Origin of the sequence: Streptomyces sp. 8L, from assembly GCF_020176795.1 — a bacterium.
Lineage (GTDB): Bacteria > Actinomycetota > Actinomycetes > Streptomycetales > Streptomycetaceae > Streptomyces.
Genome location: NZ_JAIUKE010000166.1, coordinates 1 through 24,292, shown reverse-complemented (window position 1 = coordinate 24,292; position 24,292 = coordinate 1). Strand labels below are relative to the sequence as shown.

17 protein-coding genes, 2 tRNA genes and 2 pseudogenes are annotated in these 24,292 nt (G+C 73.8%); 9 read left to right on the top strand and 12 right to left on the bottom strand.

The genetic code is table 11. The features are described 5' to 3' along the window. Window positions 1-552: 552 nt before the first annotated feature. Together LCE31_RS15735 and LCE31_RS15730 are read left to right on the top strand one after the other, a co-directional pair. Entirely contained in the window at window positions 553-1,917 is a 1,365-nt protein-coding gene (locus tag LCE31_RS15735; protein WP_225014884.1) for a peptidoglycan-binding protein, read from the top strand. Window positions 1,918-1,928: 11 nt separating this feature from the next. Next, window positions 1,929-3,665: an SPFH domain-containing protein gene (locus LCE31_RS15730; protein ID WP_225014883.1), complete on the top strand. Its 1,737-nt coding sequence runs from the start codon at window positions 1,929-1,931 to the stop codon at window positions 3,663-3,665. A gap of 252 nt (window positions 3,666-3,917) precedes the next feature. Here LCE31_RS15730 and LCE31_RS15725 read toward each other — a convergent pair. The 6 genes from LCE31_RS15725 to ehuB form a co-directional block, all read right to left on the bottom strand. Next, a tRNA-Lys gene (locus LCE31_RS15725) sits at window positions 3,918-3,991 on the bottom strand. A 96-nt stretch (window positions 3,992-4,087) separates the two neighbouring features. Next, window positions 4,088-4,873: an IclR family transcriptional regulator domain-containing protein gene (locus LCE31_RS15720; RefSeq protein ID WP_225014882.1), complete on the bottom strand. Its 786-nt coding sequence runs from the start codon at window positions 4,871-4,873 to the stop codon at window positions 4,088-4,090. Between the two features lie 350 nt (window positions 4,874-5,223). Beyond that, window positions 5,224-6,078: an ectoine/hydroxyectoine ABC transporter ATP-binding protein EhuA gene (gene ehuA, locus LCE31_RS15715; RefSeq protein WP_374118477.1), complete on the bottom strand. Its 855-nt coding sequence runs from the start codon at window positions 6,076-6,078 to the stop codon at window positions 5,224-5,226. Beyond that, on the bottom strand, window positions 6,068-6,715 hold the full coding sequence (ehuD, locus tag LCE31_RS15710) for an ectoine/hydroxyectoine ABC transporter permease subunit EhuD (RefSeq protein WP_225014881.1): 648 nt from the start codon (window positions 6,713-6,715) through the stop codon (window positions 6,068-6,070). The genes ehuA and ehuD overlap by 11 nt, the downstream gene beginning before the upstream one ends. Next, window positions 6,715-7,458, bottom strand: a complete 744-nt coding sequence (ehuC, locus tag LCE31_RS15705) for an ectoine/hydroxyectoine ABC transporter permease subunit EhuC (protein WP_225014880.1) — start codon at window positions 7,456-7,458, stop codon at window positions 6,715-6,717. The genes ehuD and ehuC overlap by 1 nt, the downstream gene beginning before the upstream one ends. A gap of 22 nt (window positions 7,459-7,480) precedes the next feature. Then, window positions 7,481-8,383, bottom strand: a complete 903-nt coding sequence (gene ehuB, locus LCE31_RS15700; RefSeq protein WP_225014879.1) for an ectoine/hydroxyectoine ABC transporter substrate-binding protein EhuB — start codon at window positions 8,381-8,383, stop codon at window positions 7,481-7,483. A gap of 546 nt (window positions 8,384-8,929) precedes the next feature. Here ehuB and LCE31_RS15695 point away from each other — a divergent pair. Next, entirely contained in the window at window positions 8,930-10,021 is a 1,092-nt protein-coding gene (locus LCE31_RS15695; RefSeq protein WP_225014878.1) for an LLM class flavin-dependent oxidoreductase, read from the top strand. A gap of 247 nt (window positions 10,022-10,268) precedes the next feature. After that, complete coding sequence (locus LCE31_RS15690; protein WP_374118476.1) at window positions 10,269-11,372, top strand: esterase-like activity of phytase family protein; 1,104 nt, start codon at window positions 10,269-10,271, stop codon at window positions 11,370-11,372. Between the two features lie 39 nt (window positions 11,373-11,411). On the opposite strand, the gene LCE31_RS15685 is transcribed toward LCE31_RS15690, so the two are convergent. Further along, window positions 11,412-13,478: a putative bifunctional diguanylate cyclase/phosphodiesterase gene (locus LCE31_RS15685; protein ID WP_225014877.1), complete on the bottom strand. Its 2,067-nt coding sequence runs from the start codon at window positions 13,476-13,478 to the stop codon at window positions 11,412-11,414. Window positions 13,479-13,961: 483 nt separating this feature from the next. Between LCE31_RS15685 and LCE31_RS15680 the strand changes: the two genes are divergently transcribed. Next, the gene (locus LCE31_RS15680) at window positions 13,962-15,212 is read left to right on the top strand and encodes a M6 family metalloprotease domain-containing protein (RefSeq protein WP_225014876.1); all 1,251 of its coding nucleotides are present in this window, start codon (window positions 13,962-13,964) and stop codon (window positions 15,210-15,212) included. 160 nt (window positions 15,213-15,372) lie between these two features. Here the strand turns inward: LCE31_RS15680 and LCE31_RS15675 are convergent. The 4 genes and pseudogenes from LCE31_RS15675 to LCE31_RS15660 all read right to left on the bottom strand — a co-directional run bounded on the left by LCE31_RS15675 (window position 15,373) and on the right by LCE31_RS15660 (window position 17,584). Continuing rightward, window positions 15,373-15,446 (bottom strand) — tRNA-Lys (locus LCE31_RS15675). Next, window positions 15,437-16,148, bottom strand: a pseudogene (locus LCE31_RS15670) (hypothetical protein). The gene LCE31_RS15675 and the pseudogene LCE31_RS15670 overlap by 10 nt, the downstream one beginning before the upstream one ends. Window positions 16,149-16,459: 311 nt before the next feature. Beyond that, the gene (locus tag LCE31_RS15665) at window positions 16,460-16,810 is read right to left on the bottom strand and encodes a hypothetical protein (protein ID WP_225014874.1); all 351 of its coding nucleotides are present in this window, start codon (window positions 16,808-16,810) and stop codon (window positions 16,460-16,462) included. A gap of 177 nt (window positions 16,811-16,987) precedes the next feature. Further along, complete coding sequence (locus tag LCE31_RS15660; protein WP_225014873.1) at window positions 16,988-17,584, bottom strand: histidine phosphatase family protein; 597 nt, start codon at window positions 17,582-17,584, stop codon at window positions 16,988-16,990. Window positions 17,585-17,851: 267 nt separating this feature from the next. Between LCE31_RS15660 and LCE31_RS15655 the strand changes: the two are divergent. The 4 genes and pseudogenes from LCE31_RS15655 to LCE31_RS15640 all read left to right on the top strand — a co-directional run. Continuing rightward, window positions 17,852-18,511 (top strand): annotated as a pseudogene (locus LCE31_RS15655) (phosphatase PAP2 family protein); the annotation flags it as partial. A gap of 181 nt (window positions 18,512-18,692) precedes the next feature. After that, a complete protein-coding gene (locus tag LCE31_RS15650; RefSeq protein WP_308042255.1) occupies window positions 18,693-19,970 on the top strand; it encodes a hypothetical protein in 1,278 nt (425 codons plus the stop codon). Next, window positions 19,961-21,643 carry a hypothetical protein gene (locus tag LCE31_RS15645; protein ID WP_225014871.1) on the top strand — a complete coding sequence of 561 codons (1,683 nt, stop codon included), beginning with the start codon at window positions 19,961-19,963 and terminating at the stop codon, window positions 21,641-21,643. The genes LCE31_RS15650 and LCE31_RS15645 overlap by 10 nt, the downstream gene beginning before the upstream one ends. 88 nt (window positions 21,644-21,731) lie before the next feature. Further along, complete coding sequence (locus LCE31_RS15640) at window positions 21,732-23,105, top strand: AAA domain-containing protein (protein ID WP_225014870.1); 1,374 nt, start codon at window positions 21,732-21,734, stop codon at window positions 23,103-23,105. Window positions 23,106-23,225: 120 nt separating this feature from the next. Here LCE31_RS15640 and LCE31_RS15635 read toward each other — a convergent pair. Continuing rightward, the coding region (locus tag LCE31_RS15635) for a tetratricopeptide repeat protein (protein ID WP_225014869.1) at window positions 23,226-24,292 on the bottom strand (1,067 nt) is incomplete at its 5' end.

The window sequence follows — 24,292 nt, the reverse complement described above, 5'->3', positions numbered from 1 at the left end:
CGCGGGCGGCCCCGCCCCCGGCGTGCGGGGCGGTGACTGCGGCGCGAGCGTACGGGAGCGGGGCGCGCCGGAGGGGCGGTCCGCCGCAGCGCGGCCCCGGCCGGGGGGCCGGGCCCCCCCCCCCGGGGGGGGCGGGGGGCCCCTTTCTCTGCTGGTCCCTTTCGCGTGCGTCCTGCTTCCTGCTGGTCCCTCTCGCGCGCGTCCTGCGCGCGCGTGCCCGGGTGGATGCCGCACGGACGCCGCACGGTGGGCCGTAACGGGCTCGTCGTGCGCCCGGTGATCCGCCCACGGTCCGCCCGGTGATCTGCGCGACGGGGCGTCAGTCGGCGGTCACGGGAAGAAGACCTGCCGGACGGTCGCCGCGCCAGAGAGAGATGGCCGCACTCTACGCCGCGATCCTGGGCGAACCGGACTTTTCGGCGACGCCACACCCCATCAAAGGCGTATTTACCACCTTTGATCCGTCAGAATGCGACGTAATGGGGCAGTTGAGACACTGGCGTTCTTGACACCACGTCAGACACGACCTTGATGAGCGTGGAGGGCAATCGCATGACCGTCCCGGTCTTCGAAGAGTACGAGCCCGCTCTCGACTGCCCCTGTGCGGGATGCGCGCAGCTGCGGCGGGAACGCGGCAGGGGAGCGGGCACCCGCGAGGGCGGCCCCGGCGCGCGGCGCACACTGGCACTGGCGGCGGCGGTGGGCCTCGCCTGGGGGTGCGGAGGCGCCGCCGCTTTGGCCCAGACCCCGGGTGACGCCGTCGTTCCCGGCACCGCCGCGATGGCGGCCGGGTCCGCGGTCTCCGGCCGGTCCGCCGCGACCGCGGCCGACCAGGACCCGGCGACGCCGCAGGGCGGCAGCGGGCCACTGCACGGCAAGACGGGCAAGGACAGCGCGTCCACCGCCGTGCCCAAGACCACCCGCGCCGAGATCATCAGCCGCGCGAAGCGATGGGTGAGCGCGCAGGTCCCGTACAGCATGACCGCGTACTGGAGCGACGGCTACCGGCAGGACTGCTCCGGCTACGTCTCCATGGCGTGGAACCTGCCGAACAACGAGTGGACGGGCAGCCTCGCCGGGTTCGGCGTCAAGATCGAGCGCGCCGATCTCCAGCCCGGCGACATCCTGCTCTTCCACAACCCGGCCGACCCCAACAAGGGATCGCACGTCACGATCTTCGGCGGCTGGACGGACGCGTCGCACACCACCTACCTGGCATACGAGCAGACGCCGCCGCACACGCGCGCCCAGGCCACGCCGATGGCGTACTGGTCCAACTCCGACAAGTACGTCCCGTACCGCTACAAGGGACTCACCGAGGGCGCGGCGGACACGGCCGGCGCCGCGGCCCCGGCGTCCGCGGCGTTCCCCGGCGCGGCGAAGTTCGGTCCCGGCGCGAACGACGCGTACGTCACCCGGCTCGGCGAGATGCTGGTGGCGCGCGGCGGCAAGCGCTTCTACTCCCAGGGCCCCGGCCCGCGCTGGGGCGAGTCGGACCGGCGGGCCACGCAGGCGTTCCAGCGGGCCCAGGGCTGGCGGGGCGCCGAGGCCGACGGCCTGCCGGGGCCCGCGACCTGGCGCCTCCTCACGCTCGGCCTCGGCAAGGACATCCCGGCCGCGGGCGGTTCCGCGGCCCACACCGCCCACCCGGCGGCGGCTCAGGCCCCGGCCGGGAAGGTCCCCGCGTATCCGGGGAGCCAATTCTTCGGGCCCGGCCGCTCGAACGCGTACGTCGAGCGGCTCGGCAGGCAGCTGGTGAAGAAGGGCTACGGCACGTACTACACCACGGGCCCCGGCAGGACCTGGAGCGAGGCGGACCGCAGGAACGTGGCGGCGTACCAGCGGGCACTGGGCTGGCGGGGCAGCGCGGCGGACGGCTACCCGGGCCCGGAGACATGGCGACGACTGTTCGCATGACGGAGGAAAGCATGACAACGACCCCGCCCGCCGACGCCCCGCCCCCGCGGGCAGCGCTCCCGGCCGAGGGCCCCGCGGGGGCACCGGTCGACTCGTCGGCCGCGACGGGCTCCGGCCCGGAGCCCGGTACCGGGACCGCTCCCGTCTCCGCCTGCTCCTCTGCTTCCTCTCCCGCTTTCGGGGCCGCTCCCGTACAGGACTCCGTCGCGACGGCCGGGCTCCTCTCCGTGATCGCCGAGGTCGAGGCCGAGACCGACGCGGAGTCGGACGCGGAGATCGAGGCCGGGATCGACGCGGAGATCGAGGCCGGGGACGGCGGGATCGGCGGAGGTGGCGAGGACCGCGATGCGGGCTCCCGCGACGATGCCGAGGCCGCTTCCGAGCCCGTGGTCCGTACGGCGCCCGAGCCCTCGCGGGACGACCGCGGACACGAGGACGAGCACGAGCACGGGGACAAGGGCGGGCGCGAGAGCGGGCACGGCAACGACGCCAAGGGCGCGGGCCTCCCCGGGATTCCGGGCGCTGTCCGTGGACCCGGCGGCGGCCTCGGCAGCGCTCTCGCCCTGCCCGCCACACCGGCGGAGGGCGACTGGGCCTTCGCGGACCGGCCGGGCGGCGGCGACGCGCTCGTGGGCGCGCTCGCGGGTTCCGGCACGGCCCGCCGGGGCCCCCGCGTCGTCGGGGAGGCGACCCACGAGATCCCCGTCCACCTCCTCTTCCGCGACGAGGTCGATCCCTCCCTGCGCAAGCAGCCCACCGTCGTGGGGCGCCGCCTCGGCACCGGGGAACAGCCGCGGATTCGCCGCACCGGCCCGCCGACCCGGCCCGAGACGCCTCTCGACCCGAAGTTCAACGAGCGTCCCGGGCCCGCGCTGCCCGGCTGGGCCGCCGCGTTCGCCGGCGCGCTCACCCTCGTCGGCTGCCTCGCCCTGCTGTGGCGCGCGGGGGCCCTCCCCGACCTGGTCACCGAGATGGCGGGACTCGCCCCGTACCCGTACCACGGCATCGGCATCGGCCAGTGGCTGCTGCTCACGCTCGGCGTGATCGTGCTGCTGTTCACGCTGGGCGGCCTGAGCAGGGGCCGGGTGGGGCACGCGCTGGTCCTCACGCTGTTCGGCGAGTACCGGGGCAGCGTCCGCCGCACCGGGCTGCTCTGGATCAGCCCGCTGCTGCTGCGCCGCAGGGTGGACGTACGGCTGCGGCACTGGCGTTCGGAGCCGATGCCCGCCATGGACGCCAACGGGACCGCGCTGCGGGTCGTCGTGCTCGTCGTGTGGCGGGTCCGGGACACCGTACGGGCGACGCTCGGCATCCGGGACCACGAGGAGTACCTGCGCGAGCAGGTCGAGGCGGCCCTTGCCCGGGTGCTGTCGCAGCTGCCGGCCGACGCCTTCCACGGGGCGTCGCCCACGCTGCGCAATGTCGAGGCCGTCGGCGACTCGCTGATCCGCGTGCTCTCCACCGAGTGCAGGGCCGCGGGGATCGAGGTGTTCTCCGCACAGCCGACGCGCATCGAGTACGCGCCGGAGATCGCCGACGTGATGCGGCGCAGCCGGATCGCGGCGATCGACGCCCGCCACCGGGACACGGTTCTCGGCGCTGTCGTGGACGCGGTGGACGACACCGTGCACCGGCTCACCGCGCGTGGCCTCGTCGACCTGGACGACTACGAGCGCAAGGCGCTGGTGAAGGACCTCACCGTGGCGTTCTACACGGGGCGGGCCGCCGCCCCCGGCGAGCGCCTCTGACGGGCGCCTGTGACGGTTGCCCGCCGCAGAACGCGGCCCGGCACAGACACGAGGGCCGGGACCCGGGGACATGGGGCCCGCCCCCGCCGGGGGGGGGGGCGCCCGGGGGGGGGCCCCCCCCCCCCCGGCCCTAGAGGGAGCGGGGGGGACCAACGGAGCGGGCGGGTTATCTGGCGCCCGGCACTTTCCGGCGCGGCTGAATCCTCGGGGGGCGCTTCACTTATCATTTGCCCCCCCCCCCTCGCCGTGCAGTGCGCCGCCAGGGACTCGAACCCCGGACCCGCTGATTAAGAGTCAGCTGCTCTAACCAACTGAGCTAGCGGCGCTTGCTGACGAGGTAATCATACCCGGTCCCGGCAGGTGCTCATGACCAGCGCGGGGCAGCGGCCCGCGGCCCCGGCGCACCCGCCCGGACGGCACGCTCACGGCAGGGACGTGCCGTGCCCGGCGTGCTGCATGGTCAGCGTCAGCGCGAGCGGCGCGGCCTCCCGGTTGAGGGACGCCGCCGCGGCCCGCAGCCGGTGCGCGTGCTCGACCGGGAGCGACAGGGCGAGCGCGCCCACCGTCGAGCCCGCGGTGAGCGGGACGGCCGCGCAGACCGTGCCGACCGCGTACTCCTGGAGATCCAGCACCGGGACCGTCGGCGGCTGGCTGTCCAAGCGGGACAGCAGCACCCGCTCGTTGGTGATCGTGCGCGAGGTGAGCCGCGCCACCTTGTGCCGGGAGAGGTGGTCCCTGCGGCTGCTCTGGTCGAGCTGGGTGAGCAGGCACTTGCCGACCGCGCTCGCGTGCGCCGACGCGCTGAACTCGACCCACTCCTTCACCGCGGGCATGCCGGGGCCCGCGGCGACCTGGGTGACCCGGATCTCGCCGTCGATGTAGCGGCTTATGTAGACCGCGGCGCCCAGCGAGTCCCGCAGCTGGGCCAGCGCCAGCTGGAGCTTGGCCTCCACGGTCCGCCCGTGCGCCTCGTCGGAGCCGAGCAGCGCAAGCGAGTCCCCGGCGACGTACGCGCCGTCGGCCAGCCGCTCCACGTAGCCCTCGCGGCACAGCAGTGCGAGCAGCGCCGACAGATGCGCCGCGGGCAGGCCCGACTCGCGCGCGATCCGCGTCTCCGTGACGCCGCCTCCGTACCGGAAGACGGTCTCCAGAACGCGCAGTACGTAGTGCACCGAGTGGAACGGTGCGACCGGATCGGGTGTGGGCACTGCTTCCCCCCTCCGCCTCTGCCCCGCCCCGCGGCTCGCGCCCGGGGGCCGCCACTCCGTGGCGGACTCCAGGACAACGATAACCAGGACTCCGGGCGGATATGCGGGAGTGAGCGCGGAGGGGCGCCCGGCGCGAGCCCCGCGCATCGGCCGCCCTCATGACGCGACGCGTGACGTGACGCACGACGTGACGCGTGACGTGACGCGTCACGGGACGTGCGGCGCGGCGGGTGGTCCGGCGTGCGACGGGACAGGCGGGCCGGCGGCCGTTTCGACGGGCGCGGGGCCCGGGCCGGGGCTCGCGGGCCCCGGCCCGGTGGCGCGGTCTCACACGGCGTGCGGCCGGGTGTTCACAGCACGGCGTTCAGGAACTCGCGGGTGCGCTGGTGCTCCGGGTCGGTGAAGATCTTCTCCGGCGGCCCCTGCTCCACGATCCGCCCCGAGTCGAACATCAGCACCTGGTCCGAGACGTCGCGCGCGAAGTTCATCTCGTGGGTGACGCACAGCATGGTGATGTCCGTGTCGTGGGCGATCTGCCGCAGCAGATCCAGTACGCCCGCGACCAGTTCGGGGTCGAGCGCCGAGGTGACCTCGTCCAGCAGCAGGACGTCCGGCCGCATCGCGAGGGCGCGGGCGATCGCGACGCGCTGCTGCTGTCCGCCGGAGAGCTGCGTGGGGTGGGCGCCGACCTTGTCGCCGAGCCCGACCATGTCCAGCAGTTCGCGGGCGCGCGCCTCGGCCTCGCCGCGGTCCACGCCGAGAACCGTGACGGGGGCCTCGGTGATGTTGCGCAGCACGTTCATGTTCGGGAACAGGTTGAACTGCTGGAAGACCATGCCGATCTTGCGGCGGGACTCCCGCAACTGTTTCTCCGTGGCGGGCTTCAGTCCGCCGTCGGCCGTCCTGGCGTGCGACAGCGGCTCGCCGTCCACCCAGATCACCCCGCCGCTGAGGCGTTCCAGCGTCATCAGCAGCCGCAGGATGGTGGTCTTGCCGGAGCCGCTGGGGCCGATGAGGGTCACGTGCTCGCCGCGCTTGACCTCGAAGTCGAGCTTGTCGAGGACGAGATGGTCGCCGTAGCGCTTCTCCACCTGCTCGAAGCGGATCATCGGTGTCCCGGTCCGCTGCGGCGGGGCGCCGTCGGCGGGCTGCCCCGCCTCGCCCGCGCCCCCGGGCGTCGTCTTCTGCAACGGGTCAGTGGCCAAGGCGCTTCTCCAGCTTTCTCATCAGCAGCGACGTGGGGTAGCTCGCGACCAGGAAGATCAGGCCCGCGAGTGTGAACGCCTCCGTGTACGCGAAGTGCTGCGACCCGTACTCACGGGCCTTGAACACCATCTCCTCGACGGTGATGACGGCGAGGAACGGCGTCTCCTTGAACATCGAGATGGCGTAGTTGCCCAGCGCGGGCAGGACGTTGCGCACCGCCTGCGGCAGCACCACGGCCTGCCAGGTGCGGCGCGGTGACATCGACAGCGCGCGGCACGCCTCCCACTGCCCCTTCGGTACGGCGTCGATGCCGGCCCGGTACACCTCGGAGGTGTAGGTGGCGTAGTGGATGCCGAGCACGACGATGCCGATGAACAGCGGGTCCACACTGGAGAACACGGCGGCCGCGCCCACCAGTTGGACGAGCAGCGGAGTGGAACGCACGAACTCCATGACGGCCCGTACCGGGACCGTGAGCAGAGGTGACGGCGCCCGCCGGGCGACCGCGATCAGCAGGCCGAGCACGGCCGCGAGGAGGATGCCGAGCACCGTGGCGAGCAGGGTGATCAGGAAGCCCTGGAGCAGCAGCGGCAGGACCTCCCGCGCCGCTCCCCAGTCGAATGTCGCGCCGTTCACTACGCGCCACCCCCCACGACGGGCACGGATTCGACGGCCGCCGCGCTGCGGCTGCTGAACAGGCCGCGCGCGCCGGTGTGCTGGCCGAGGCGCGCCTTGGCGGCCTTCTCCAGCAGGTTCATCAGCAGAGTCAGGACGTAGGCGATGATGAAGTAGAAGACCAGCAGGGTGAGATAGGAGACCAGCGACTCACCGGTGCGGTCGCGCAGCTGCTGGATCACGGTCATCAGGTCGGCCGTGCCGATCAGCCACAGCAGCGGCGTCGCCTTGAGCAGCTGGATCAGCAGGTTGGTGAAGGAAGGGATCATCTGGGCGAGTGCCTGCGGCATGATCACCCGGCGCATCCGCTGGTACGGGCTGAGGTTGAGCGCGACGGCGGCCTCCCACTGGGCGCGCGGCACGGCGCTGATGCCGCCGCGCACCACCTCGGAGCCGTACGCGCCGAAGTTGAGCGCGAACGCGAGCACACCGCAGAACAGCCCGCTGAGCTGGTAGCCGGAGAGCAGGGGCAGCGCGAAGTACAGCCAGAACAGCTGGACATACAGCGACGTGCCGCGGAAGAACTCGACGATCGTGCGGGACACACCGCGCACGATGATGTTGCGGTGCCCCGCCATGAGCCCGAGCACGAAGGACAGCACGAACGCGAACAGCGCGCCCAGCACCGTGGCCTCCGCGGTCACACCGAGCCCGGAGAGCACCTGCGGCAGGTCGTCGAAGAAGGCCGTGAAGAAGGTGTTCATGACGTCTCCGGTCCCGTGCCGGTCAGCCCTTGCACAGGTCGGCCGTCTTGAGCGTGGCGGGCGGGATCTCGGACGAGGTGAACCCGTAGGGGCTGAGGAGCTTCACGTACTCGGCCTGGTCCGAAGTGATCTTCTTCAGCTGGGTGTTGAAGGCGTCGCGCAGCGCCTCGTTGCCCTTCTGGAAGGCCGCGCCGCCCGGGCTGTACTGCTTCTTGCCGCTCAGGGTGGGCACGAAGGTGGGGGTCACTTCGAGCGAGGGGTTGGTCTTGGCGAGCCAGCGCAGTGAGATGCCGGTGAGCACGAAGGCGTCCACCCGGCCGCCCTTGACGGCGTCGGCCCCGTCCTGCTGGTTCTGGAGCGTCTTGATCTTCGACGCGGGTATGCCGGCGGCCTTCGCGTACGAGGCCTCGACGGCGCCCGCCATCACGCCTATGGTCACGCCCGCCGCCTTCGCGGACGCCAGGTCGGTGATCTTCTTCGGGTTGCCCTTCTTCACCATGATCGCGGTGGGTGAGATGAACTCGGGCTCGGAGAAGAGGACGTTGGCACACCGCTCCGGTGTGATCGCCATGCCCGCGCTGACCACGTCGTAGCGACCGGCCTGGAGGCCGGGGATCAGGCTGTCGAAGTCGGAGAGCGTCGGCTTGAGCTTGTCGATGCCGAGCGCCTTGAATATCTGGGCGTGCAGCGTGGGCGCCTCGCCCTTCAGGACGCCCTTCTCCGTATAGCCGTAAGGGGCCTCACCCGCGTACGCGACGCGCACGAAGCCCTGTTTGCGCAGCTTGGCCAGTACATCGTCGCCCGATCCGGCCGACGTGCTGGTTTTACTGCACGCGGCCAGGGCACCGGGCACGACGAGCAGTCCACCGACGGCGGCGGAACGGCTGAGGAAGCCCCGGCGGGACAGGTTCGGGAAATCAGCCATGGATTCGCATTCTCCTCGGTGGTGTTCGGGATCGGACAGACTTCGGGAGGCGCCTGCCCGCTCCAGAACTTCTATGCGGCGGCCTCGGCGGCTGTAATGAAACGGTGTCCGGAAGGAGACGTTCCGGTGTTGTGGACTGATTCATCTGGGGTGCTGTGTCCGAGTGTTGTTCGATATGTCCGGGCGGAATCGCGACGCTGGAAGAGGTGGCCCGATCCCGCTGCGCCGTGTGGGGGAACGGGGGAGGTGCGTCTTGTGGTGTGCATGCCGATGCGATGCAGATGCGCGGGCCGGTGTGTGTGCTGGTGTGCGCGCGATGGGGTGCCGTGCCGGCGGCGCGGAGTGCGGAGGTACGGCGGTACGACGGCGGTGCGGCGGGGCCCGGCCTGCGCGTCGTGGGGACTCCGGCAGGGCCCTCGCGCGACCGCCCTTCCCGGAGCCTCCGGCGGGCCCCCGCGCGAGCGCCCGCCCAGAGCCTCCGGGAATAAAACGGAGACGACCTCCGCTGGAACGTGGACGCATCAGCTCACTCTGGAGGACCCGAACGTGACGGACGACGCCACCACCGCCGACGCGATCCGAGGCACGGCACAGGGCACGGCGCCGGTACCGCTGTCCGTGCTCGACCTGGTCACGGTCGGTGCGGGCACGACCGCGACGGACGCGCTGCGCAACAGCGTCGCCCTGGCGAAGGGCGCCGAGCGGCGCGGCTACCTGCGCCACTGGATCGCGGAGCACCACTCGATGCCCGGGATCGCGTCCTCGTCACCCGCGGTGATCCTGGCGCACCTCGCCGCGCACACCGTGCGCATCCGGCTCGGCTCCGGCGGTGTGATGCTGCCCAACCACGCCCCACTGGTCATCGCGGAGCAGTTCGGCACGCTGGAGGCGCTCGCCCCCGGCCGTGTCGACCTCGGACTCGGCCGCGCGCCCGGCACGGACGGTGCGACGGCCGCCGCGCTGCGCCGCTCCGACCGGCTGAACGAGGGCGCGGACGACTTCCCGCAGCAGCTCGTCGAGCTGACCCGGTTCCTGGACGACGAGTTCCCCGACGGGCACCCGTACTCCCGCATCCACTCCGTGCCGGGGCCGGTCCAGGGACCCTCCCACCGCCCGCCGATCTGGCTGCTCGGCTCGTCCGGCTTCAGCGCGCAGCTCGCGGGCATGCTCGGCCTGCCCTTCGCCTTCGCGCACCACTTCTCCGCGCAGAACACCATCCCCGCGCTCGACCTCTACCGCAGCTCGTTCCGCCCCTCTGAGGTGCTGTCCGAGCCGTACGCGCTGATCGGTGTGGCAGCGCTGGCCGCGGAGGAGGAGGCGGAGGCGCGCCGCCAGGTGATGACGGGCGCGCTGTCGATGGTGCGACTGCGCACCGGCCGCCCCGGTCTCGTGCCGACGCCCGAGGAGGCGGAGGCGTACACCTTCAGCGAGGTGGAGCGCGAGTTCGTGGAGAGCTGGGTGGGCAACGTCGTGTACGGCACGCCCGACGCGGTCCGCGACGGTCTGAACGACCTCCAGAAGCGCACCGGCGCCGACGAGCTGATGATCACCGCCAACGCGCACACCGCGTCCGTACGCATCAAGAGCTACGACCTGATCGCCGACGCGTACGGCCTGCCCGGCGGCTCTCAGGACTGACGGCCGCCGGCCGCGGCACCCGCCCGGACGCGAACAGGCGGGCAGGACAAGCGGCCGGGCAAGCGGCGGGGCGGACGGGCAGGGCAGGCTGGCAGGGCAAGCGGCAGGGTGAGCGCGCCGACGAACGGGCGGGCAGGGCGCGGGGCGAGCCGCGCTTTGTCCGCCGTTCGCCACGATTTCACCGCTGCGCACGGCTCGGTGGCGCAGAATCGGAGCCGTCCTGCCGGCCCACCGTGGAGTGCCAACCGTGCGCGTACAGAAAGCCCTTGCGGGTCTCGCCGTCGCCCTGACCACCGCCGCCTGCCTCACCGCCACCGCGACGGATGCCCAGGCGCACGGGAGTCCGGCGCACGGGAGTCCGGCCGCGGAACGAGTGAGTTCCGGTACGGGACAGGCGTGTTCGCCGTCCGTGCGCGTCAACGGATTCTCCGACGCCCTCGACAAGACCACCTTCGGGTCCACCTTCGTCGGCAACCTCTCCGCCCTCGCCACCGACGCGCACGGCACCGTCAGCGCGCTGTCCGACCGGTCCGCCCTCTTCACCCTCGACGGCCGGACGCTCCAGCCCCGGAAGGTGGTCCCGCTCGCCGACGAGAAGGGGCAGCCCCTCGACTCCGAGGCCCTGGCGAACGACGGCGACGGCACCCGGCTCATCGCCTCCGAGACCGAGCCGTCGATCCGCCGCTACAGCCACGACGGCACCCGCATCCTCTCCCGCCTGCCCGTGCCCGCCGCCCTGCGGGTCGCCCCCGAGGGGCGCGCCACCTCCAACCTGACGTTCGAGGGCCTCGCGCTCCAGCCCGGTGGCCGGACGCTCGTGGCCTCGATGGAGGGCGCGCTCAGCGGCGACAGCGCCACGCTCGTACGGTTCCAGACCTGGCAACGCTCCTCGGCGCACGGCGAGTTCAGGATCGGGCCGCAGTACGCGTACCGCGTCGGCACCGACGCCGCGGGAGCGCCGCTCGGCGTCTCCGACATCGCACCCACCGGTGACGGGCGGCTGCTGGTGCTGGAGCGCGGTTTCATCTCGGGCGTCGGCAACACCGTACGGCTCTACCTCGCCGACCCCGCGGGAGCGAGCGACGTCGGCCTGGTCACCGACCTGACCGGGCAGCGGAGCGTCCGGCCGATGCGCGAGACCCTGCTCGCGGATCTCGGGCAGTGCCCCTCGCTCGGCGCGACCGCCAAGCAGCCGCAGCCCAACCCGCTGCTGGACAACATCGAGGGTATGGCGGTCACCGGGCACGCGCCGGGCGGCCGGCTGAAGCTGCTGCTCGTCAGCGACGACAACCAGAGCGCCGCCCAGACCACGCGCCTGTACTCGTTGACCGCACGGCTGCCGCGCCGCTGAGCCCGCGGGCGGCGAGCGGCGAGTCGGCCCGGCGCGCGATCACACGTCCGTACCCGTAGCCGTACCGGCGCCCGTATCAGCCTCCGTGCCTCCGGCGCCGGGGGACCTGCGGAGCAGCAGGTCCGCGATCCGGTCCGGCGCCACCGGCCGGGAGTACAGCCAGCCCTGCCCGGTGTCGCAGCCGATGCGCTGGAGCCGCTCCGCCTGTACGGACGTCTCCACGCACTCGGCCGTCACCGTCAGCCCCAGCCGGTGCGCGAGCTGCACCAGCGCCTCGACGATCATCTCGTCCGCCGGATTGTGGTGCGCGCCGCCCTCGTCGTAGCGGAACCCCCGCACGAAGGAGCCGTCCAGCTTCAGCGCGGACACCGGCAGCCTGCTGAGGTACGCCAGGTTCGAGTAGCCGGTGCCGAAGTCGTCGATGGCGATCCCGACGCCCATCTCGCTCAGCGCCTGGAGCGCCTGCAACGGGCGGCCCGCCGAGCCCATCACCGCCGACTCCGTCAGCTCCAGCTGGAGCAGTTCGGGCCGCAGCCCGGTCTCGGCGAGCACATCCGCCACCTCGGCCACCAGGTCGGAGTCCCACACCTGCCGGACGGCCACGTTGACGCTCACGAACAGCGGTGCCGACCGAGGATGCGCGAGCTGCCAGCGCCGCGCCTGGCGGCATGCCGTACGCAGCACCCAGCTGCCGAGCTGGACGATCGAGCCGTCCTCCTCGGCCAGACCGATGAACCGATTCGGCGTCAGCGTGCCGAGCTGCGGGTGCTGCCAGCGCACCAGCGCCTCCACGCCCTTCACCGAGCTGTCCGCCATGCACACCAGCGGCTGGTACTCCAGCTGGAACTCGCCCCGCTCGACCGCGGGCCGCAGCGACGACGACAGGGTCTGGCGGGTCATGCGGTGCGCGTTGCGCTCCGGGTCGAACAGCGTCCACCGGGCCTTGCCGTCGGCCTTCGCCCAGTACAGCGTGGTGTCCGCGGCCTGCATCAGCCCCGTCGGGGTGGTCGCGTCGCAGGCACGCTCCACGACGCCGATCGACGCGGACAGCGCGAGCCGCTGCCCGGCCAGGTCGAACGGCAACTGGAGGGAGTCGAGCACCGACCTGGCCAGTCGGGTGAGCTGTTCCGTGCCGTCCGAGTCCTCCACCAGCAGCGCGAACTCGTCGCCGCCCAGCCGCGCCACCAGGTGGCCGCCGCCGGTGCGGTCGGCGTGCTCGGCACAGTCCACGAGGCGCCGCGCGACGGCGGCGAGCAGCCGGTCGCCGGTGCGGTGGCCGAGGGTGTCGTTGACGGCCTTGAAGCCGTCCAGGTCGAGGTAGAGCAGCCCGATACGGCCCGTACCGCGCTCGGCCGGGTCCTCGGCGTCGTGGTCGGGGCGGGGGGCCGGGTCTCCGGCGCTCGCCGCACCCGCCGCGCCGGTCTTCTCCCCGGCGCCTGCCGCGCCTGCCGCCCCCGCCGTGCCCGCGGGGGCCGTGGTGCCGTCCGTGGCGGGTACGGGCCGGCGCGCCGGGCCCGAGCGCTCCAGAGCCGCCGTCAGACGCTCGAAGAACAGGGCCCTGTTGGGCAGTCGTGTCACCGGGTCGTGCATCTGGAGGTGGCGCAGGCGCGCCTGGAGCTCGTGCCGGTCGCTGATGTCCGTGACCGCGAGCAGCGCGCCGCCGTCCATGGCCGGTACGGGGGCCACGGTGACCTCGGCCCACACCGCCTGCCCGCCGGGGTGCTTGATCCGCCGGGTGCACCGCAGGGCGCGCCGGGTGCCGCACAGCACCTCGCGGTACGCGTGCCAGGTGCGGGCGTCGGAGGCGAGGTCGACCAGGTCGGCCGCGGCCCGGCCCGGCAGGCCCGCCCCCGCGGTGCCGAGCAGGTCGGCCAGCGCGGCGTTGGCGCTGAGCACCGTGCCCTCCCGGTCGAGGACCGCCATCGCCAGCTGCGCCACGTTGAAGGCGGCCCGGTAGTCGCTGGGCCGCGGCGACCTGCCGCCACGGTCACCGCCACCGTCACCGCCGGCTGTCGGGTGACGGTCCGTGACCTTGCGGTCCGCCGGTCGCGCGGCGCCGTGCGCTGCGACTGCCGTCGATCGCGGTTCTTCGGAGGTTGCGCTCACGGCTCGCTCCCGCGGTGCAGTCGTGTCGTACAAGGGCGTTCAGGGCGTTCGGGCCGGGAAAGTGAGCCGATCATAGAGCCAGCCCGGGGGGCCGTTCCAGCTACGGGGTGACGGCGACGGGAAGTCGGGGGAGCGAACCGGGGCGCCCTGATCGTCCGATTGACCGTTTCTGTTCATGCGCGACGCAGGTCGCACCTGTCCTGGCGGTTTGTGACGTTCAGTGATCAGGAACGTCCGCTGTCGGGTGTGCCGTCTCGATGCCGCACCGAGACCGGCCCGATACCGCCGACGCGCCCCCGGCGCCGGAGCCGCCCCGCGCGCCCCCTTCGTATGCCGTCGTGCGTGCCGCCTCGTACCCGCTTCGCGCGTGCTGTCGTACGCCTGGCCGTACGGCTCACCCGGCTGGTTCCTCTGAGTGGGCATCTCATAACAAAACATCACAAAGTGGGTGGCGTCACACGCATTCCGCGGCCGGAGGTCTTTGTGGAGCGTCACCAGGCATCGGCACCCTCGGGGCGCGACCGGCCGCGCCTGCGCCGCGTGGCGGCCGCCTTCACCTCGCTCGTGGCGCTCACCGCCACCTCCCTGGTCACCGGCCCCACGGTCGCCGCCTCCACCTCGCCCGACGCGTGCGCCCTGCCGCGCACCGCCGCCCACCACAGCCTCGGACTGGACTCCTGGAACAGCGCCTACACCCGCCCCGACCACACGGTGGACTCGGTGATGATCTTCCTGTCGTTCCCCGACGCCGTACCGAGGACGACGCCGCGCGAGCTCGCCGCCGACCACTTCCCGGCCACCAGCGAGTTCTGGAACCGCTCCTCCTACGGGAAGTTCGTGCTGCGCAACCACCCGCGTGCGCACTGGCTGGAGATGCCGCGCCCGTCCACGGCGTACCGGATAACACGGGACTGGGCCCCGAAGCAGCGCGACATGTACCTGCGGGACGCGCTGCGCGTGGCCGACCCCGTCGTGGACTTCGCCAAGTACCAGGTCGTCTATCTCGTCGCCGATCCCGATGCCCCGGGCGTCGACTCGGATGCGACGAAGGTGGTCAACTTCAGCCACCCGATGCACGCGGACGGTACCGACATCGGTCGCGTCGTGACGGTGTTCGAGCATCATCCGCCGGACCGGAACGTCCTCGCACACGAGACGGGCCATGTGTTCGACATGCCGGACCTCTACCACCGTCCGGCGGACGGCAAGGGCGACTGGGACACCTATGTGGGTGACTGGGACGTGATGGGCAGCCAATTCGGCCTGGCGCCCGACCTGTTCGGCTGGCTCAAGTGGAAGCTCGGCTGGCTGGACGACCGCCAGGTGCGGTGCGTGCAGAGCGCGGGGTCCACCATGCTCACCCTGGAGCCCGTCTCCGCGCCGCGCTCGGAGGGCGGCCGGGCAGGCACCCGGCTCGCCGTGATCAGGACGGGCGAGCGCTCCGCGATCGCCGTCGAGGCGCGCGCGGCGGTCGGCAACGACGCCACCACATGCACCCAGGGCATCCTCATCTACCGCGTCCGCAGCGGTACGGAGTCCGGCGGCGGCCCGGTCAAGGTGTACGACACCCACCCCCACACCTCCGCCTGTACGGGCAGCTCGGTCTACCCGCCGCTGGCGGACGCGCCGCTCCGGGTCGGCGAGACGTACACGGTGCCGGGGGAGCGGATCTCGGTGGAAGCCGCGGACCGGACCCCGACGGGCGCGTGGACGGTGAAGATCACCACAGGATGACGCGCGCGGGGCGCGCCGGGGGCGAAGGCGGGGCGCGCCCCGCCCGCGGGAAGACCCGGGCGCACGTGAGGGTCTGGGCCTACGAGAAGACCCGGACGTACGAGAAGGCCTGGGCGCACGAGAAGGCCCCCACCGATGGTGAGGGCCTTCTCGCTGTCTGTGCGCCGCCAGGGACTCGAACCCCGGACCCGCTGATTAAGAGTCAGCTGCTCTAACCAACTGAGCTAGCGGCGCCTGCTGACGTCGTAGACACTAGCACCCGGATCGCCGGGAAGAAAAATCGATAAAGGACGGCGAAGAAGCAGGTCGGCGGGGTGCCGCCAGAACCGTCCGCTCCTCGCCCGTACGGGGGAGCGCGCGGGCCGCCCCGACGCACGCCCACAGCAGCACCTCGGCCCCCGGCAGCCAGGGCCCCCGGGTGTCAGGGGCCACCACCCAGCGCGGCCCGGCGGCCGGTCCCGGCGTCAGCGGCGGGACCGTGACGGCGTCCCCCACGCCGTGGCACAGCAGCGGCGGCACGCCGCCCGTCCGGTCCGTGCCGCCCCACTCCTCCCATCCGATGAGCGCGGGCAGCCGCTGCGCGGTGCCGGGGGCGGCGAACAGCAGCACCCGGCCCCGGTGCGCCGCCACCGGGCCGGAGCCGGGGCCCTCGGACCACAGGCGGTCGAGCACCCGCCGGCCGAAGACGGTGGGCAGGTTCACGACGTCGAAGACCGAGCCGCAGGGCAGCACACCGGGGAGGCCGGGCCTGCCGTTCCACAGCGAGAGGGCGGAGCGCGGGCGGGCGGCGGCCGAGGCCAGCCAGGAGGCGCCCTCCTGGGTGACCTGCTCGGTGTGCGGCCGCTCGGCCCCGACGGGCAGGGGCAGGGTCAGGGGGAGCGGATCGGTGCGGCCGGAGCCGACGGGGGGCTGCTGCTGTTCTGGCCATGCGCTCATGGACCCAGGTCTACCTGGAGTAACAGATGGATCGCTTTGGGTTGCCCGAAACCGGGACAGAGGGTGGGCGCGGGGCGTAACCTGCCCGTTCGCATATGCCGGACGCCCGTACGGATGCACGTGCATCCGGCGTGTGCCCCGCGGCGCGTACCGGTGGCCGCGCGCCCCGTACACGTGCAGCGGCGGGCGGCGCCGTATGCCTGGAGCGGCGGACGGGCGCCGGGCCCACGCGTCCCCGGGGCGGCCTCACGTGTGCTCGGCCGGGCCTCAGCCGTCCTCCGGACGGACCTCAGGCGTCCTCTGGACGGGCCTCAGCCGTCCTCGGCCGGGTCCTTGCCGTTCAGCAGGTCCTGGCCGAACTCGATCATCTTCTTCGCGTAGTCCTCGGTCCACCCGGCCCGCTCCGCGACGTCCGCCGCCGTCAGCCGGTCGAACCTGCGCGGGTCGGCGAGCTGGGCCGCGGCGACCGCCTGGAACTCGACGGCGCGGTCCGTGGCCGCCCGGAAGGACACCGTCAGCTCCGTCGAGCGGTCCAGCAGCTCCGCGGGGTCGTCCATCGACTCCAGGCCGAAGAAGCGGTCCGGGTCGGCCGCCGCGGCCGCGGGCTCGAAGAGGAGCGGGGCGGGCTTCATACGGTGCCGGCCCGGAGCGGCTTCCGCCATGGTGTGGCCTCCCAATACTGCTGGACGTGCTGGACGTGCTGGTGCGCGAACGTGGCCCGCCGAGGGACCGTCGTCCATTGTCCCGCGCCGCGCAAGAGGGCGTCCGGCAGGCGGACGCCGGGGCGGCCCGAGACAGTTCGGGGCGGCCCGAGGCGGTCCGGGGCGGTCCGGGACAGTTCAGTCCCCGGTCTCCAGGTGCGCCGTGTCGTTCCAGACCTCGACGGCGGGCGCCCCGTAGGCCCAGCCGAGGACCGACAGGGAGGCCGGGGCCAGCCGGATGCGCGCGGCGAACGAGACCGGCTCGCCGAGCCAGCGTGCGCCGATCGCGCGCAGGATGTGGCCGTGCGCGAAGACGACCGCGTCGCGCCGCGCCGATCTCGCCCAGGCCACCACCTCGTCCGCGCGGTCCGAGACCTCCGCCAGGGTCTCGCCGTCGACAACGCCGTCGCGCCAGATGAACCAGCCCGGCCTGGCCTCCGCTATCTGCGCCGGCGTGAGTCCCTCGTAGGCCCCGTAGTGGAACTCCATCAGGGCGTCCCACCGGGTCGCCCGGTCCCCGAACCCCGCGAGCTCGCACGTCTCCGCCGCCCGCGCGAGGGGGCTCGTGCGGACCTCCGCGCCGGCCAGCCCCGACCAGGGGGCGCGGTGGAGGCGCGCGCCCAGCGCTTTGGCGTCCGCGCGCCCCTCGTCGAGAAGGGGGATGTCGGTCCTTCCCGTGTGCTGTCCGGAAACCGACCAGGCCGTCCGGCCGTGCCGGACGAGGAACAGGCGCATGCGAGGGCTTCTTCCAGGATTCGCGGGCAGGTGTACCTCCATCATCGCCCACCAGCCACCTCGCGTTCACCGGGCAACCCACCCGTCCCGCGGCGCGTCCTGTCCGTCACCGCCGTGCCCGGGGGTTCCCGCGGGAAGTGCCCGCGCCCCGGACACCACCCCGGTGCGACCGCGTGCGCCCGCGCACCCGGATCACCGGCACGCCCACCGGCCCCGTAGGTTGAACGTCGGCCGAAAAACACATGAAAACACCATGGAGACGTCCGGATGTCCTACGCAGTGAGCGGCACCGCCCGGCCCGGGGCACACCCCAGGCTCAGGTGGTGGATCGAGATCCTGCTGCTCCTCGTCGTGTACGCCGCGTACTCCGCGGGCCGCCTCCTCGTGCGCGGTGACATACCCGGGGCCGTCCACCACGGCCTCGCGATACTCCGCATCGAACAGCACCTGCGCATCGACCCCGAGCACCTGCTCAACCGGGTCTTCACCCGTACCGCCGTCCTCGGCGTCCCCGCCGACTTCGTGTACGCGTCCCTGCACTACGTCGTCACGCCGGCCGTCCTCCTCTGGCTCTACCGCCGCAGGCCGGGCCACTACCGCAGGGCCCGCACCTGGCTGATGCTCTCCACGATGATCGGCCTGATCGGCTTCACCCTCGTACCGACCGCGCCGCCGCGCCTGCTCGGGTCCACGACCGGCTTCGTCGACACCATGGCGCGCTACAGCTCGTACGGCTGGTGGGGCGGCCAGGCCAGCGCGCCGCGCGGCCTCGGCAGCATCACCAACCAGTACGCGGCGATGCCGAGCCTGCACGTCGGCTGGGCGCTGTGGTGCGGCGTGATGCTGTGGCGGCACGCCAGGACCCCCCTCGTACGGTGGCTCGGCGCCGCGTACCCCGTCGTCATCACGCTGGTCGTCATCGGCACCGCGAACCACTACCTCCTGGACGCGGTCGCGGGTGTCACCGTCATGGCGGTCGGCGCGCTGCTCACCGATCCGCTGCGCACCGCCGTCTGGCGGGTACCGCGCCGCTCCGGCGAGCCGCCCGCGACCCGGCCGGGGCCCCGGGACGACACGATTGTCAGCGGTGGGTGCGAGACTTCGCCGGGTGAGCGATTCCCAGGGCAGCGGACCCGCACCGGCAGTTCCTCCGCAGGCGCGAAACGCGGCGCCGGGCGCGGAGCCCGGCGCGGCGCCAAGACCGACGCGGGCGGCACTGCGGCGGCGGCTCGCTGAGCTGCGCGGCCCCGGAGGGGCCGCCCGCCCGCTCGACGCCCACGCCCTCGCCGACCTCGCCGCCAACCCCGGCTGCCGGCGGCGCGCGCTCCTCGACGGGGCGGGCGTGGACAAGGGCGCGGTCGCCGGCGCGCTGGGCTCGCCCGCGCCCTTCGGCCAGTCCCAGTTCGCGTTCGCGCGGGGCAACGCGTTCGAGGCGCGCGTGAAGGGCGACGGCGGCCTCGAACTGCTGCGGCTCGTACGGGAACACCTCGGCGGGCCGGGGGCGGCGGTCGGACCCGCGCGCGTGCCCGACCTCGCCGCCGCGGCGCCCGAGGGAAGGGTGGCCCGCACGGCGCTCGCGCTGCGCGAGGCCACCGAAGCCGGCGGGGCCACGGAGGCGACCGACGCCGGCGGGGCCGGTGCGGACGGCGGGGCCTGGACCCTGCTCGACCACCCGCTGTTCGCCCTCGATGTGGCCGGCTCGCCCGCCTATCTGGAGCCGGACGCGGTCGTGGTGGACCCGGAGGGCCGCTGGACGGTGGTGGAGATCAAGTCGTTCCCGATGATCGACGGCTCGGCCGACCCGGCGAAGGTCGGCGCCGCGGCGCGCCAGTCGGCGGTGTACGTGCTGGCGCTCGACGCCGTCGCGGCCCGCACCGAGGGCGCCCGCGTCGGCGCCCGGGTGCTGCTGGTGTGCCCGAAGGACTTCTCCAACCTGCCGGTGGCGTCCGTCGTGGACATCCGCAAGCAACTCGCCGTGACACGCCGCCAGCTGGCCAGGCTCACCCGGATCGAGGACATCGCGCGGGCGCTCCCGGAGGGCACCACGTTCGACGTGTCCGAGGGCAGGGGCGAGCGGCTGACGGCGGCAGTCGAGGCCGTGCCCGCCGCGTACGCGCCGGAGTGCCTGGCCGCGTGCGAGCTGGCGTTCCACTGCAGGAGCCGGGCGCGCGGCGCGGGCGCGGTGGAGTCCCTGGGCCGGGGCGTACGGGGCGATCTCGGTGGCCTCGCGACGGTCGGCGCGGTCCTCGCGGCGGCTCGCGGCGAGGCGGGCGACGCGGCGGACCCGGCGGTGGCGGCGCTGCGCAGGGCGGCGGCGCTGCGCGCCGAGGCGCTGGCACCGGCGGGCGCGGGCACGGGCGATACCGGAGGTGCGGGATGTCTCTGATCAGCACGCTGGCGCGGCTCGAAGCCGTCGAGACCGGCCGGGCCGCGCCGCTCGCGACCGTACGCCACCGGCATCTGTCGGACCGTCCGCTCGTTCTCGTACCGTTGACCACGGCAGGCGAGGCCGGGGCGCCGCTCGGGGCGCTCGTCGGCACGGACCGCGGCGCGCCCCGGCTGCTGACCGTGGCGCAGCCGCGCGACCGCGACCTGCGGTTCATGTTCCTCGCCGAGCTGGCGGACGCCGTGCTGCCGGTCCTGGACGCGTACGCGGACGACGTGGAGGCCGCCGAGCGGAGCGAGACGGACCCTGAGACCGGCAAGCGCGTCAAGGTCGAGGTCGAACTGTGCGCCGACGCGCCGCAGTTGATCGTCCCGAACCGGCCCGGCATCGAGTTCGTACGGCTGCTCGGCCGGTCCATGCGGTTCCGGCGCACGGCGGAGGACGACCCGGACGAGGCCTACCCGGCGCCGCCGCGCGTGCCGCTGCTCGGCCGCTGGCTCACCCACTACGGCGAGCGGGCCCGCGTCCCCGGCTCCTCGCTGCTGCTCGCGATGACGGACCTGCTGGGCCGCCACTGGGCGAGCGGACAGTCCAACCTGGAGGACCAGCACCTGGGCGCGCTCCTCGCCTGGCTGGCCCCGCCCGAGGGCCTCACCGGCGCCGAGGCGGCGCTGCGGGCCGAGGTGGCCAGGGACGGGCGGGGGCAGCTGCTGTGCCCGCCCGCGGGACCCGCGACCGACCCCGCCTTCGACAACAGGCTGCTCGCCCCCGCGATCGACCGCTACGACCGGGCGCGCCGCGCGCAGGCCGCCGCCGAGGACGGGGCGTACGCGGAGGAGCAGCAGGCCCGGGCCGCTGCGGCGGAGCGCGACCTGCGGGGGATGCTCGCGGACGTGCTGCGCCCCACCTGGGACGCGGTGTGGCAGGGCATCGACCTGCTGCGCGAACTGCCCGAGGGCGCACGCGTCGACGAGCGCTGGACCAAGGACCGCTGGTCGTACACCGGGCACCGGGACCGGGTGCGGGCGGGCGAGCCGCCTCAGCCGCGCCGGGACGACGCGGTGACGGCCGCGCGGAAGCTGGCCTCGCGCGAGAGCGCGCAGGCGCAGCTGGAGGCGGCGGAGGCACTGGACGATCCGCTGGTGCTCGCCGCGCACCGGCTCGCGGGACAGGCGTTCGTGGGCGAGGTGACGGACGTCGTCCTGGAGTACAGCGAGGGCAAACGCCCCGCGCCCCGCCCGCTGGTGACGGTGCGGACCGGGGACGCCCCGCACCTCGGGGAGCGGGCGAAGGTCTACCGCTCGCTGGACGGCAGGCCGCAGACGGCGGTCTTCGTACGCTACGAGGCCCCGGAGGACGAGGCCCCGGAAGGCGATGCGGCGGTCGCGGACGCTCCGGGAGCCGGTGACGGCGCCCCGGTGACGGTGGTCCTGCGGATCACGGACCGCATGGGCAGGAGCAAGGAGCCGGCGGCGGGATCGGTGCCGGAGAAGGGCGACGTGATCGCGTGGACGCTGTTCGAGCACGCCGTGCGCGGCGGACCCAGACTGCCGGAGCCGGAGGACACGCCGTGGACCCACGGCGGCCCGCCGGAGGCCTTCGCGGCTCCGGCGCTGCCGGAGGGCCCGGCCTGGCCGGAGCCGGACCCGGCCACCGAGGAGGACTTCCTGTGATGCCGGGCGGGCAGCGGGCGCCGGGCGGAGAGCAGGCGCCGGGCGCGCAGCCTGCCTTGGACGCTCCGCGCGGCCGGGGAGGTGCCCGGTGACGGCGCTCCCCGCCGAAGGCGTGGCGGACACCGGCGCGGCGCCGGCCGCCGACCCGGGCGCGGCGGCTGCGCGGGCCACCGACGCGATCCTGCACGACACGCTGCACGGCACGCACCGTGGCGTGGTGGTGGACTCCCCGCCCGGCGCGGGGAAGTCGACCCTCGTCGTGCGCGCGGCCCGCGAACTCGCCGCGGCCGGACGGCCGCTGATGGTGGTGGCGCAGACCAACGCCCAGGTGGACGACCTCGTCCTGCGGCTCGCGGAGAAGGACCCCGCGCTGCCGGTCGGGCGGCTGCACAGCAGCGACGCGGACCCCTACGACCCGGCGCTCGACGCGCTGGAGAACGTGCGCAAGTCGTCCAAAGCCGCCGACCTCGCCGGCCTCGACGTCGTCATCTCGACGGCCGCGAAGTGGGCGCATGTCCAGGGCGTGGAGCCGTGGCGGCACGCCATCGTGGACGAGGCCTACCAGATGCGCTCGGACGCGCTGCTCGCCGTCGCCGGGCTCTTCGAGCGGGCGCTGTTCGTCGGGGACCCCGGCCAGCTCGACCCGTTCAGCGTCGTGGGCGCCGAGCAGTGGGCGGGGCTCTCGTACGACCCGTCGGCGAGCGCCGTCACCACACTGCTCGCGCACAACCCCGGTCTGCCGCAGCACCGCCTGCCGGTGTCCTGGCGGCTGCCCGCCTCCGCCGCGCCGCTGGTGTCCCGCGCCTTCTATCCGTACACGCCGTTCCGCAGCGGCACGGACCACGGCGACCGGGTGCTCGGATTCGGCGTCGCGCCCGACGGCTCGTCCACCGACCGGGTGCTCGACGAGGCCGCCGAGTCCGGCTGGGGCCTGCTGGAGCTGCCTGCGCGGCGCACCCCGCGCACCGACCCGGAGGCGGTGCGGGCGCTCGCCGAAGTGGTGCGCAGGCTGCTGGACCGCGGCTGCGTGGCGACGAGCGAGCGCGCGGACGGGCCGGTGCCGGTGCGTGCCGCCCGGGTCGCGGTCGGCACGGCCCACCGAGACCAGGCGGCGGCCGTCCGCGCGGCGCTCGCGGAACTGGGCGTGCACGGCGTCGCGGTGGACACCGCCAACCGCCTCCAGGGGCGCGAGTTCGACGTCACGGTGGTGCTGCACCCGCTCTCCGGCCGCCCGGACGCCACGGCGTTCCACCTGGAGACCGGCCGCCTGTGCGTCCTCGCGTCACGGCACCGGCACGCGTGCGTGGTGGTGTGCAGGGCGGGCGTGGCGGAGCTGCTGGACGACCACCCGTCCACGGAACCGGTCCAGTTGGGCGTCAGCGTCAAGTTCCCCGACGGCTGGGAGGCCAACCACGCGGTCCTGGCCCATTTGCGGGAGCACCGGGTGGCCTGGCGGCCGTGAGCCGGACCGGGCCGGGCCGCGCCGCTCTCACCGGTCCGGCGTCCGGGGCGCGCGGCGGCGCGGCCGTCCGGCGGGGTCTCACAACGGTCGGGCGGGGTCTCACAACCGTCCGGCGGGGTCTCACAACGGTCGGGCCGGGCCCGTGCCGGAGCGGGCGAGGAACGTGTGCACACCCCGGACCCGGCGCTGCGGCAGCAGTACCCGGGCCGTCGCCGTCAACATGCCCTGGATGCGCGACGACTTGACCGCCTCCAGGAGGTCGAGGGCCGCGTTCCCCGCTGCCGCTGCCTCGTCGGGGGAGCCGGACTTCGCGAGGGAGGTGGCCAGTTCGACCCGGTACAGCGCCAGGTTGCGGGCGAAGCGCGGGTCCTGGAGGGCCGTCGCCCGGTAGGCGTGGCGCGCCGCGCGCGGCCAGTCGCCGAGGTCGGCGTGGCAGCGGGCCTCCAGCCAGGCCAGTTCGGGTTCGCCGAAGAACGACATCCACTCCGGGTCGTCGTCCGACGGGCCCCGGTCGAAGAACTCGTGGGCCTTGGCCAGGCTCGCCGCCGTCGCGCTCCGGTCGCCGAGGCCGGCCCAGCCGGCCGCCTCCCGCATCGTGAGCAGCGACAGCAGCCGCAGGGAGGACAGCCGGCCCGCGGCCCTGCTGCCCGCCTGCGCCGCGCGCACGGCCTCGCGGTGCTTGCCCGCGTCGTTGGCGAGGAACGCGGTGTTGCAGAACGCGTGGGCCTCGAGCGCCGGGTTCTCCGCGACACGGGCCGTGGCCAGCGCCTCCGCGTAATGGGACCTGGCCTGTTCGAACCTGCCGGAGTCGTGTGCCAGCCACCCGACGGAGATGGCCAGTTCGCCCGCGCCCGCGTGCAGCCGGTCCGACAGGGCCGGACGGGTCACATGGCCCGAGTCGAGCAGCGCGTACGCGGCGCGCAGCGGCTCGGTCGCCCGCCGGAACAGGCCGTCGGCGCCGTGCCGGTCGTCCAGCAGGCGGATGCGGCGTACCTCCTCCTCCACCGCGCGGACCTCGGGTTCGCCGATGTGGCCGCCCAGGTGTCCGCCACGGCGCGGGGCCGGGACTCCCAGGGTTGCGAACGTCATGCCGGCACTGCCGCTCGCCATGAACGCACGACGCAGCATGCCGCTCTCCTCGTCCGGTTCGTCGGGGGGGTGGGGGTGGTGGCCGGGGGGGGGGGGGG

What these genes read in the sequence shown, in the direction of transcription:
- LCE31_RS15735 (WP_225014884.1), top strand. Translation starts at nt 553, where the DNA reads ATGACCGTCCCGGTCTTCGAAGAGTACGAGCCCGCTCTCGACTGCCCC.
- LCE31_RS15660 (WP_225014873.1), bottom strand. Translation starts at nt 17,584, where the DNA reads ATGCGCCTGTTCCTCGTCCGGCACGGCCGGACGGCCTGGTCGGTTTCC.
- LCE31_RS15645 (WP_225014871.1), top strand. Translation starts at nt 19,961, where the DNA reads ATGTCTCTGATCAGCACGCTGGCGCGGCTCGAAGCCGTCGAGACCGGC.
- LCE31_RS15665 (WP_225014874.1), bottom strand. Translation starts at nt 16,810, where the DNA reads ATGGCGGAAGCCGCTCCGGGCCGGCACCGTATGAAGCCCGCCCCGCTC.
- LCE31_RS15730 (WP_225014883.1), top strand. Translation starts at nt 1,929, where the DNA reads ATGACAACGACCCCGCCCGCCGACGCCCCGCCCCCGCGGGCAGCGCTC.
- ehuC (WP_225014880.1), bottom strand. Translation starts at nt 7,458, where the DNA reads ATGAACACCTTCTTCACGGCCTTCTTCGACGACCTGCCGCAGGTGCTC.
- ehuB (WP_225014879.1), bottom strand. Translation starts at nt 8,383, where the DNA reads ATGGCTGATTTCCCGAACCTGTCCCGCCGGGGCTTCCTCAGCCGTTCC.